Raw genomic sequence first — 11,540 nt, 5'->3', positions numbered from 1 at the left:
AGCGCCAGCCGCATGTGCCCTTCGAACTCCCCGACATCGTAGAGCCGGTCGGTCTGGGTGCGGTAGGGGAACTGCTCGGGCCGGATGAAGTTGCGGCGGCGGATTTCGTCGGGACCGACGCCGAGGTCGCGCGCGCAGGCGTCGACCAGCTTCTCCAGCAGGAATGCCGCCTCAGGGCGGCCCGCCCCGCGATAGGCATCGACCGGGCAGGTGTTGGTGTAGACGCCGGCAATCGACACATCCAGCGCCTGGATATCATAGACGCCGGTCGACATGGTCGCGCCGATATAGGGGATGAACGGGCCGTACTGCGAAACATACGCGCCGATATTGGCCACGAGATCGACGCGCAACGCCAGGAAGCGGCCATCGCTATCCATCGCCATTTCGGCGGTCACGACATTGTCTCGCCCCTGGGCATCGGTGAGGAAATGCTCGGTCCTGTCGCCCGCCCATTTGACCGGGCGGCCGAGCCGCTTGGCAGCTTCGAGCACCAGCGGATGTTCGCGATAGACGAAGGTCTTGGGGCCAAAGCCGCCGCCGACATCGGGGGTGATGACGCGCAGTTTTTCCGGCGCGATCTTCAGCACCTGCTCGGCGATGACGCCCCGCATCGAATGCACGCCCTGCGAACCCGTGGTCAGCACGAAGCGGTCTTCGTCCTCCTTCCACTCGCCGATAGCCGAGCGCGCCTCCATGTAGTTGCAGACGAGCCGGTTGTTGACGAATTCGATGCGGGTGACGCTTGCCGCCCTGGCAAAGGCGGCCTCGGCCTTGGCGCGGTCGCCGAAATGATAGGTGAAGGCGCGGTTTGAGCCGAGTTCCGGCCACACCAGGGGCGTTTCGGGGTCGAGTGCCGTCGCCGTACCGCTTGCCGCGTCCTCGCTTTCAAAGTCGATCTCGATGAGTTCGGCCGCGTCTTGCGCAAGCGCCCGGCTGTCGGCCACCACGAAGGCGACCGCGTCGCCGACATAGTTCACCCGGTCCCGGCAGAGGATCGGGATGTCGCGTGTCGGAGCGAAGCTGCGATCCGGCTGCCTCTGCATGGCGCCCGATTTCAGGGCGCCGAGATGCTCTACATCCTGCCCCGTCAGCACCAGATGCACGCCCGGCGCAGCTTTCGCCTGCTCGACCGAGCTGATCGTGAACGCTCCCTTGGCGACCGGCGAGCGAAGTACATAGCCGTGCAGCAGGCCGGCCGGCGCGATATCGTCGGTGTAGCGGCCCTGGCCGGTGATGAACGCCTGATCCTCCAGACGCAGGACGGAAGCGCCCATCCCGAATTTCGGCGTGACGACGGTCATGAAAGCCCCACGAGGATTGTTGGAAAATGCCAGCCTGAAATAAGCTCGGCCGCAGTTTTGTCGAGGGGGCGTTTCGTGTAAAGAGCACCACCTCGATTTTATTGGACCAACAGGCTGGCCCTCGAACTGCCGGAATTCGACAGGAAAGTACCGCAATGCGCACAGATACCGGCCAGGTTTTCCGGCTCGAGGATTACCGTCCCAGCGATTATTTGATCCCCGAGACCAAGCTGACTTTCAGGCTTTCGCCGGACCAGACCGTCGTCATCGCCGAACTCACCATCGAACGCCGCGCGGGTGTAGATCGAGGCGCGGCGCTGGTGCTGGACGGCGACGGCCTCATGCTACGGGGCATCGCCATCGATGGCCGGCAGTTGGCCGCTTCCGACTATGGGGCGACGCCGGACAGGCTGATCATTTCGAACCCGCCATCTGAGCCGCGGTTCAAGCTCACGCTCGAAACTGAGATCGCGCCGTCGAAGAACCAGGCGCTTATGGGGCTCTACCGCTCCAACCGCGTCTATTGCACGCAGTGCGAGGCTGAAGGTTTCCGCCGCATCACCTATTTCCTCGACCGGCCGGACATCCTCTCCGTCTACACAGTGCGAATCGAGGCCGACCGCGAGGAAGCGCCGCTGCTCCTCTCCAACGGCAACCTCGCCGAAAGCGGCGACCTCGGCGACGGCCGCCACTACGCCATCTGGCACGATCCGTTCCCGAAGCCGTCCTACCTGTTCGCGCTGGTGGCCGGAAACCTGGGCGTCATCCGCGACAGTTTCGTCACTGCGTCCGGACGCGATGTGGAACTTGGCATCTATGTCGAGCACGGCAAGGAGCGGCTTGCCGCCTACGCGATGGACGCGCTCAAGCGCTCGATGCGGTGGGACGAGGAAGTGTTCGGGCTGGAATACGATCTCGACGTCTTCAACATCGTCGCAGTGTCGGATTTCAACATGGGAGCCATGGAAAACAAGGGCCTCAATGTCTTCAACGACAAATACGTCCTGGCCGACGAGGAAACCGCCACCGACGCCGATTTCGCCAATATCGAGGCGATCATCGCACATGAGTATTTCCACAATTGGACAGGCAATAGAATCACTTGCCGGGACTGGTTCCAGCTTTGCCTGAAGGAAGGGCTGACCGTTTACCGCGACCATGAATTCTCGGCCGACCAGCGTTCGCGCGCCGTCAAGCGCATATCCGAGGTGCGGACGCTGAGGGCGCACCAGTTTCCCGAGGACCAGGGGCCGCTCGCCCATCCCGTCCGCCCGCGCCGCTACCGCGAGATCAACAATTTCTACACGGCGACGGTCTACGAAAAGGGCTCCGAGGTCGTGCGCATGATCCGCACCATTCTTGGCCCAAAACTTTTTCGCAAGGGCATGGACCTCTATTTCGAGCGCCATGATGGCGAGGCGGCGACGATCGAGGATTTCCTGAAGGTATTCGAGGACGTCTCGGACCGCGACCTGTCGCAATTCGCTCTCTGGTATCACCAGGCCGGCACACCCAATCTCACCGTCACCACTTCGCACAATCCGGCGACCGCCGAATTCACGCTGGAAATCGAGCAGTCGGTGCCGCCTACCCCCTCGGAAAGCCGCAAGCGGCTGATGCACATCCCGCTGGCTTTCGGCCTCGTCGGGCCGGACGGCAAGGATTTGGCATATGGCGGCGCGGAGGGCGCGAGCGTCGAGAACGGCGTTATCCACATCCGCAAGCGGCGCCATGTTGTCCGCTTCTCCGGCGTCTCGGAGCGGCCGGCAGTATCGCTAAACCGCGGCTTCTCCGCTCCGATCACGCTCTCGGTCGAGCAGCGCCCGGAAGACCAGTTCTTCCTGGCGCGGCACGACAGCGACGCGTTCTCGCGTTGGCAGGCATTCAATACACTGCTCAGCGAAGCTCTGATTGCGGCGTTCCGCAACAAGCTCGGCGGGAAGGAGCCCGAATTTTCGGAAGGTCTGGCCGAACTCGCGGGAACGATCGCCGGCGACGAGGCCCTGGAGCATGCTTTCCGCGCGCTGGCGCTGACCCTGCCGGGCGAGGCAGACATTGCGCGCGAGATCAGCGCCAATATCGATCCGGACGCTGTCTTTGCCGGGCGCGAAGCCCTGACCGCAACGATCGCCAAGGCCAACCGCGACCAGTTCTCGGCGCTTTACCGGCAGCTCGACGGCAAGGGTCCGTTCAGCCCTGACGCAGCGAGCGCGGGGCGGCGGGCGTTGCGCAACGTGCTCCTCGACTATCTCTCGGCGCTTGACGGCAGCGCCGCGCTGGCCGCGGCTCATTTCACAGGGGCGACCAACATGACCGACCGCGCGGCGGCGCTGACGGCGCTCGCGCATCGCCATCCCGGCTCGGCGGAAGCCCGCGAAGCGCTTGCGGCGTTTGAAAGGAAATATCGCGCCGATCCGCTGGTCATGGACAAATGGTTCCAGATCCAGGCTGCGACGCCGGGACATGGCACGGTCGACGCAGTCAGGGCGCTGATGAAGCATCCCGGTTTCTCGATGACCAATCCCAACCGCGTGCGCTCGCTGGTCGGCACTTTCGTCAGCGCCAACCAGACTGGTTTCCACCGCCCCGACGGCGCGGGATACCAGCTCTTCGTCGAGACCGTGCTGGCTGTCGAAAAGCGCAACCCGCAGGTCGCCGCGCGCCTCGCGACGGCGCTGAGGTCTTGGCGCTCGCTCGAACCGGGCCGCCAGGCCAAGGCGCGCGAGGCGTTGCTGTCGATTTCCTCGACGCCGAACCTCTCGGCCGATCTGCGGGATATCGTGGAGCGTACGCTGGCTTGACCGCCCCATTTTGACGATCAGGCGCAATTCTTTTGCCCTCGCCACTGGACAAGCCGAATCACCTCTGATTCTTTTAGGGCAGATTCGGATGTGCGGTGTTGCCGGATCGTCAATGAAAAAGTCTTGGGGAGCCTGTTGATGGCGAAGACGGACGCGTGGGGCGCGCCCGGCGGTACTGATTTTGTCCGGCGCAAGGGTAATACCCTGGCCGGCAATGCCCGCATCATCGCCGAACCAGCCTACAGGCGGCTTCTGGCCGCGGAGCCTCTGTTGCGTCGGTCCATTCCTGCCCTGATCGTCATCTTCCTGCTCGTCGTGGCCGCCGTGCGCTTTCTTTCGCTGATGGCCGGGCAGGAAGAGATCGAGCGCAACGCCAAGGCCGTTCTCAGCCTAGCCGCGGGCGAACTCGTCAATTCCATGATGGTAGCGTCAGCGGGCGGCGAACTCGACCAGGCTGCGACCCGCGATCTGCTCGAACGCACCGTCCAGCATGGCGCGATGGGAAACAGGCACGTGCTGGCGCTGACCGACGGGGCATTCCGGATCACTGCCGTGACCCCTGAATCAACCGGGTGGGAAGGCAAGATGCTGGACGCCATCATGGTTGGCGGGCAGCCGCTTTTCATGTTCGGCGAACGCGCCGGGATCATGGAAGTGCGCATCGACGGCCGCGACTGGTATGCAGCCCTCGACCTCACCGCGGACCGCAAGGGCGCAGCCGCGGCGCTGATCCCCCGCGACGCCGTGTTTGCCGAGTGGCGCAAGACGGTGTCGCTGAACGTCACGCTGTTCGTCCTCACCGCCGGCGTGCTGATCATCATTCTCTACGCCTATTTCACGCAGGCAGCGCGCGCCCAGGCGGCCGACCGCATCTACCTCGAGGCGCATCAGCGCATCGACCTGGCGCTTGTGCGCGGCCGCTGCGGCCTGTGGGACTGGGACATGGTGCGAGGCAAGATGTACTGGTCGCGCTCCATGTACGACATGCTCGGCTACAAGCCGTGCGACGCCATGCTGTCCTTCGGCGAGGTCGACGATATCATCCACGAAGACGACGGCGACCTGTTCGAGCTCGCCAACCGCATCGTGGCCCGCGAAATCGACCATATCGACCAGGTGTTCCGCATGCGCCACGCCGACGGCCGCTGGGTGTGGGTACGGGCTCGGGCGCAGGTTATCGATCCGGAAGCGCCGGAAATCCAGCTGATCGGCATCGCCGTCGACGTGACCGAGCAGCGGCATCTGGCGCTCCGCTCGGAAGCCGCCGACATGCGGCTCAGAACCGCGATCGAGAATATCAACGAATCCTTCGTCCTGTGGGATTCGCAGCAGCGGCTTGTGATGTGCAACAGCAAGTACCAGCAGGACAACGGGCTTTCGGATCGCGATGTAATGCCGGGAATTTCCCGCCAGGCATTGGAGGTGCGGATGGTCGCCTTCGCGTCCGAGCGCCGGCTTGCCAACGCCAATGGCCCAAGCGGCGGCGCCACCTTCGAGCGGCAGCTGGCCGACGGGCGCTGGCTGCAGGTCAACGAATTGAAGACCCGCGATGGCGGCACGGTTTCGGTCGGCTCCGACATCACGCTCATCAAGCAGCACCAGGAAAAGCTGGTCGACAGCGAACGGCGGCTGATGGCCACCATCCATGATCTGAGCCTCGCTCGGCGGGCCGAGGAGGAGCGGGCGCGCGAGATGGTCGAGCTCAACCGCAAATACATGCGCGAAACAGAGCGCGCCGAGGCCGCCAATCGCGCCAAGTCCGAATTCCTGGCCAATATGTCTCATGAGTTGCGCACGCCGCTCAACGCCATCATCGGCTTCTCGGAGCTGATGGAATCGGGCTTGTTCGGGCCACTCGGCTCCGATCGCTACGAGGAATATGCCAGCGACATCGCCGGCAGCGGCAAATATCTGCTCGGCGTCATCAACGACATACTCGACATGTCGAAGATCGAGGCGGGACAATTCTCGATGGAGCGCGAGGAGATCGACCTCTGCCCGCTGATCCGCGAGACCGTGCGCGTCATCTCGCTGCAGGCGGCGGAAAAGTCCATTACCGTCGAGACCCAAATCGCCGAATCGATGACGATCGTCGCCGACCGGCGTGCGATCAAACAGATCGTCATTAACCTCCTGTCGAACGCAGTGAAGTTCACCGGCCAGGGCGGCCACATCTCGGTCCGGGCGCGCAACGTCTCGGGCGCGCTGATGCTGACGATCGAGGACACCGGCTGCGGCATTCCCAAGGACGCATTGAGCAAGCTTGGCCGGCCGTTCGAACAGGTGGAGAACCAGTTCTCCAAAAGCCATCCCGGCTCCGGCCTCGGCCTTGCGATCTCTAGGTCGCTCGCCGAGTTGCACGGCGGCGCGCTGAAGATTCGCTCGACCGAAGGCGTCGGCACCATCGTGTCGGTGCGCATTCCGGTCCGCAAGCACTTGGCGGCGATCAAAGCCGCCGCCTAGACAGGATGAAGCGAACGCCGGCGGAAATGTCCCGCCGGCATCCTCAGATTAGTTGCGTCCCCTGCGGACATTCTTGCGCTGCGGCATCTCCTCCTTGACCACCTTGCCGTCGTCGTTGCGGTCCATCAGCGCGAACATCTTCTTCTGGCGCGACTCGATCTCGGCCGCGGTCAGCATGCCGTCGCCGTCCGTGTCGAAGCGGTCGACGATGCGCTGTGCCCGGCGTTCGGCCCGCATGCGCTCGATCTCGGAGGCGATCTCGGCCACTGTCATCTTGCCGTCGCCATCGGCATCCGCCGTGCCCATGCGGGTCTTCATCGCCGCCGAGAACTCCTCGAAGGTGATGTCGCCGCTCTTGTCGGCGTCGGTCCGTTCGAAGCGCATGCCTCGCATGTCCCCGCGCCTGCCGTCATTGTCCGCGGCCATTGCGGAGCCTGCGGTTCCGGCGAGCGCAAGAAAGGCGATTGCGAGTTTGGTCGATTTCTTCATGGTCTTCTCCTGTTGCATCGTCACCCCCGATGCGGTTCGAAACGGATCGTCGGACATCCCATCGCCTTCATTTCCGCTTCGCTCGAAGCAAAAGGTCGAAATGGCTTCGCACCTTTTGCGCCGTCTCCTTGACGTGCGCCTCGAGCACGCCGAATTCGGGCAGATCTGTCGCGCGCAGCATCAGGTCGGAAAGACCCGGCGGCACGTCGTTGCGGTCGAATGGCCCGGTCAGGCAGAGCCGCATCATCTGCGCCAGCGCGAGATAGAGCGCGTAGGCGTCGGACAGATCCTGCCTTGTCTGGGCGTCCGCGAAACCAGGAGCAAGCCGCGACAGGACTTCGGCTGTACCCGTCGCACGGCTGCCGGGCTCGATTTCGTGCGTCAGCACCGCGATCTGCGCGATGAATTCAAGGTCGATCAGCCCGCCGGGGATCAGCTTGATGTCCCATTGGTCGCGCGGCGGCTTCTCCTTCTCAAGCAACTCGCGCATCTCGACCGCATCCCCGGCGATCTTGCCGCGGTCGCGCGGCAAATCCAGCACCGCAGCCACCTCGGCCTCCGCCTCGGCGCAAAGCGATTTGTCGCCGGCGACCGCCCTCGCCCGCGTCAGCGCCATGTGCTCCCAGGTCCAGGCATGCTGGCGCTGGTATTTCCGGAACGCATCTATATGGGTGGCGACCGGCCCCTTGTTGCCGGAGGGCCGCAGGCGCAGATCGAGTTCGTAGAGCACGCCCTCGGCCGTCGGCGCCGAGACCGCGGCGATCAGGCGCTGCGTCATACGCGCGAAATAGTGCGAGGGCGCCAGCGGCTTTTCGCCGTCGGATTCATCGGCGTCTTCGTCGTGATCGTAGAGCAGGATGAGATCGACATCCGAGCCTGCGGTAAGCTCCCGGCTGCCGAGCTTGCCCATGCCTAGGATCGCCGCCCGGCCGCCGGGGACCCTGCCGTGACGCCGTGCGAACTCGACCATCACCGCGTCGAGCGCAGCGCCGATCGTCAGATCGGCGAGATCGGAAAACGCCTTGCCTGCGCGCGCCGCGTCGATCGATCCGGCGAGCAGGCGGACTCCGATCAGGAATTTCTGCTCGGCGGCGAAGATGCGCAGCCGGTCGAGCACCTCTTCGTGCATCTTCACGCCGTGCAGAAAGGCCGAAAGCCGCCCGGCCAGATAGGCCCGGTTGGGCAGTTCGGAGAGCAGCCCCGGGTCGAGCAATCCGTCAAAGACATGAGGACGGCGGGTGATGATGGCGGCAAGCCGCGGCGCAGCGCCCATTATGGTCGCGAGCAGCCTCAGCAGCGCCGGATTGGACTGCAGCAGCGAAAAAAGCTGGATGCCGGCCGGCAGGCCGGCCAGGAACTCGTCGAAGCGCAGCAGCGCCTCGTCGGCGCGCCGCGTCGATCCGAACGCTTCGAGCAGCGCCGGTGTCAACTCGGTCAGCCTCTCTCGTGCCTCCGCCGACTGCGTGGCGCGATAGCGGCCGAAATGCCAGGTGCGGATCACCCGGCAGATATCGCTCGGCCGCTGGAAGCCCAGCCCGTGCAGCGTCTGCAGCGTATCGGGGTCGTCGCCGTCACCGGTGAACACCAGATTGCCGATACCGGAGGAAAGTTCCGGCGCGGTCTCGAACAGCGCAGCGTAGTGCCGCTCGACCTCGTGCAGCGAGGCGCGGAAGCGCGTGGAGAAGGCATCCGCGTCCGCGAAGCCCAACATATGGGCGATCCGTTCGAGCCCCTCCTCGTCCTCCGGCAGGACGTGCGTCTGCTCGTCGGCGACCATCTGTATGGCGTTCTCCACCCGCCGCAGGAACCAGTACTGGCTGGTCAGTGCGTCGCGCGCCTCGGCGGTGATCCAGCCGCGCGCAGCCAGTTCGCCGAGCATCGGCACTGTCTGGCGGCCGCGCAGTTCGGGAAAACGGCCGCCGGCGATCAGTTGCTGCGTCTGCACGAAGAACTCGATCTCGCGAATGCCGCCGCGCCCGAGCTTGACGTTGTGCCCCTTCACCGCGACATCGCCATGGCCCTTATGCGCGTGAATTTGGCGCTTGATCGAATGGACATCGGCGATCGCGGCGAAATCCATGTATTTGCGCCAGACATAGGGCTGGAGTTCGCGCTGGAAGGCGGCGCCTGCCACGAGGTCGCCGGCCACAGGCCGCGCCTTGATCATCGCCGCGCGTTCCCAGTTCTGGCCGCGGCTTTCATAATAGTTGAGCGCCGCCGGCACAGGGATTGCGAGCGGCGTCGAGCCGGGATCGGGGCGCAGCCGCAGGTCGGTGCGGAAGACATAGCCATGCTCCGTCCTATCCTGGAGGATGCGCACCAGCCGGCGCGTCAGCCGGGCGAACAGTTCGGACGCCTCATACGGATCAGTGACGGCCGGGGCCTCGGGATCGAAGAATACGACGAGGTCGATGTCGGACGAGAAATTGAGTTCGTGCGCGCCGAGCTTGCCCATGCCGAGCAGGACCCAGCCCGAGCCTTCGGCCGGCCGTTCTGGATCGGGCAGTTTCAACTTGCCCTGGAAATGCGCCTCGCGAAGCAGGAAATCGGCAGCGGCGGTGGCGCATGCGTCAGCAAGCGCGCTCAGCCTGCCGACGGTCGCTTCCGTGTCGGCTTCGCCGGCCAGATCGGCAAGGGCGATCAGGAAATGCGCTTCCAGCTTCAGCCGGCGCAGATCCATCATCAGGCTCTTTTCCGAGACCGATTCCGCCCGCACCGCCGCGGCAATCTCGGCTCGAATGGAAGCAAGCCGCGCCTCGATCGAGTGAACGAACAGCGCGTCGAGGATTTCAGGCCGGCGGCGAGCGCAATCGCGCATGAAGGCTGACAGGTCGAACACGGCGGCAAGCAGATCCTGCTGCGGACCCTTGCCGGCCAGGAATGCCGCAATCCGCGGAAGGCCGGCCTCGCCGGCGCCATCGGCGATCTCGGAGAGCTCGCGCCGGGCCCGCGCGGGGTCGAGCGGCTTCAGCGCCACCGTGGGCCTGACCAGCAGTTCCGCCGTCCTCGCCTTGGCCGCCTTGGCCGTCGCATTTGCCGCCATCTATGTGCCTCGCTCCGGAAAACTCATGATGACCGATAATCCGGGATTGGCGGGCAAAAGATCAAGCCGCCCGCCATGGAATGTCATGACCGCCTTGGCCAGGCTGAGGCCCAATCCCGAACCGGGCTGCGTACGGCTGTGTTCGAGGCGCACGAAACGCTCGGTCGCGCGCTGCCGATCCGCGTCGTCGGGAATGCCCTGGCCATTGTCGGTGACCGTGAGCCTCACCTCGCCCGCCTTTTTTTCCAGCGTGACGCGCACCACCGGCTTTTCGGTCGTACCGGCCGAATATTTGATCGCGTTGTCGACGATGTTGGAGAGCGCCTGGCCGATCAGTTCGCGGTTGCCCTCGACCACGAACTCGCCCGCGACCTCGGCCTCCAGCGTCACGCCGACCTCCTCGGCCGCCGGCTCGTAGAGTTCGACCACGTCGCGCACCGCGTCCGCAAGATCGACCTTGGACACGGATTCGGCGGAGTAGCCGGCCTCCAGCCGCGAGATCATCAGTATCGCGTTGAAAGTCCGGATCAGTTGGTCGGATTCGGCGATCGTGCCTTCCAGCGCTTCCCGATACTCCGCCGTCTTGGGCTTGCCCGCCAAGGCCGCCTCGGCGCGGTTCCTCAGCCGGGTCAGCGGCGTCTTCAGATCATGCGCGATGTTGTCGGAGACCTGCTTCAGTCCTTCATTCAGATTGGCGATCTTGGCCAGCATGGCGTTCAGATTTTCGGAAAGCCGGTCGAATTCGTCGCCGGCTCCGGTCACCGGCAGCCGCCCGGAGAGATCGCCGCCCATGATGCGGCGCGAGGCTTCCGAGACGTTGTCGATGCGCTTCAGGGCGTAGCGTCCGACGAAATACCAGATTATCAATCCGCCGAGCCCCATCATGCCGAGCGCCACCATCAGCGCGCGCCGCACCACGACGCGGAAGCGCTCGGGTTCGCCGAGATCTCGCCCGACCAGCAGGATCATCTGGTTGGGCAATCTCAGCACCAGCGCGATGGCGTCGTGCGTCGAGCGGATGGCGTCGTCCTGCTCCGGCGAGGCGATTTGGCGGCGCTCGGGATTTGTCTCGCCGAAGCGCTGGTAAGCGAACGGGCGTTCGGTCCAGCCGTCGGTTTCGAGGACGCCGAATTCGAGGCTTTCCACATTGCCGGAAAGAATGCGGCCATTGGCGTCGGCGATCAGATAGAGGTTGGCGCCGGGCTGGCGCGCGCGCCGCTCGACGGTCCTGACCAGCAGCGGTAGGCCGCCGCGCTGATAGGCGCGGCCAAGCCCCTGCACTTCCTCGTTGATCGTCTGCTGCGTCTGCGCCGTCAGCATGCGGACCGAGAGCGAGGTCATGTAGAAGACCAGCAGCACCGCGCAGGCGGCGAACAACAGAAGGTACATCGCCGAAAGCCGCGCCGCCGTCGTCTTCATGATGGCCGGCAGCGCCATCGG

6 protein-coding genes are annotated in these 11,540 nt (G+C 64.7%); 2 read left to right on the top strand and 4 right to left on the bottom strand.

Features of this window, described 5'->3' with window-relative positions:
* Window positions 1-1,304: xanthine dehydrogenase family protein molybdopterin-binding subunit (locus MAXJ12_RS28270; RefSeq protein ID WP_040588481.1), on the bottom strand; the 1,304-nt coding region annotated here is incomplete at its 3' end.
* A 155-nt stretch (window positions 1,305-1,459) separates the two neighbouring features.
* Between MAXJ12_RS28270 and pepN the strand changes: the two genes are divergently transcribed.
* Together pepN and MAXJ12_RS28260 are read left to right on the top strand one after the other, a co-directional pair.
* Window positions 1,460-4,105 carry an aminopeptidase N gene (gene pepN, locus MAXJ12_RS28265; protein ID WP_008839543.1) on the top strand — a complete coding sequence of 882 codons (2,646 nt, stop codon included), beginning with the start codon at window positions 1,460-1,462 and terminating at the stop codon, window positions 4,103-4,105.
* A gap of 138 nt (window positions 4,106-4,243) precedes the next feature.
* Window positions 4,244-6,568, top strand: coding sequence for a PAS domain-containing sensor histidine kinase (locus MAXJ12_RS28260; RefSeq protein ID WP_008839542.1), 2,325 nt, complete (start codon window positions 4,244-4,246; stop codon window positions 6,566-6,568).
* 48 nt (window positions 6,569-6,616) lie between these two features.
* Here MAXJ12_RS28260 and MAXJ12_RS28255 read toward each other — a convergent pair whose 3' ends face one another.
* From MAXJ12_RS28255 to MAXJ12_RS28245, 3 genes are all read right to left on the bottom strand, one after another.
* A complete protein-coding gene (locus MAXJ12_RS28255) occupies window positions 6,617-7,057 on the bottom strand; it encodes an EF-hand domain-containing protein (RefSeq protein ID WP_040588479.1) in 441 nt (146 codons plus the stop codon).
* Window positions 7,058-7,124: 67 nt separating this feature from the next.
* The gene (locus MAXJ12_RS28250; RefSeq protein ID WP_008839540.1) at window positions 7,125-10,100 is read right to left on the bottom strand and encodes a bifunctional [glutamine synthetase] adenylyltransferase/[glutamine synthetase]-adenylyl-L-tyrosine phosphorylase; all 2,976 of its coding nucleotides are present in this window, start codon (window positions 10,098-10,100) and stop codon (window positions 7,125-7,127) included.
* Window positions 10,101-11,537: a sensor histidine kinase gene (locus MAXJ12_RS28245; RefSeq protein ID WP_008839539.1), complete on the bottom strand. Its 1,437-nt coding sequence runs from the start codon at window positions 11,535-11,537 to the stop codon at window positions 10,101-10,103.
* Between the last annotated feature and the right edge of the window lie 3 nt (window positions 11,538-11,540).

The organism is Mesorhizobium alhagi CCNWXJ12-2, from assembly GCF_000236565.1.
Taxonomy (GTDB): domain Bacteria; phylum Pseudomonadota; class Alphaproteobacteria; order Rhizobiales; family Rhizobiaceae; genus Allomesorhizobium; species Allomesorhizobium alhagi.
Note: the sequence above shows the minus strand (reverse complement) of the source record. Positions and strands in the feature narration are given on the sequence as shown.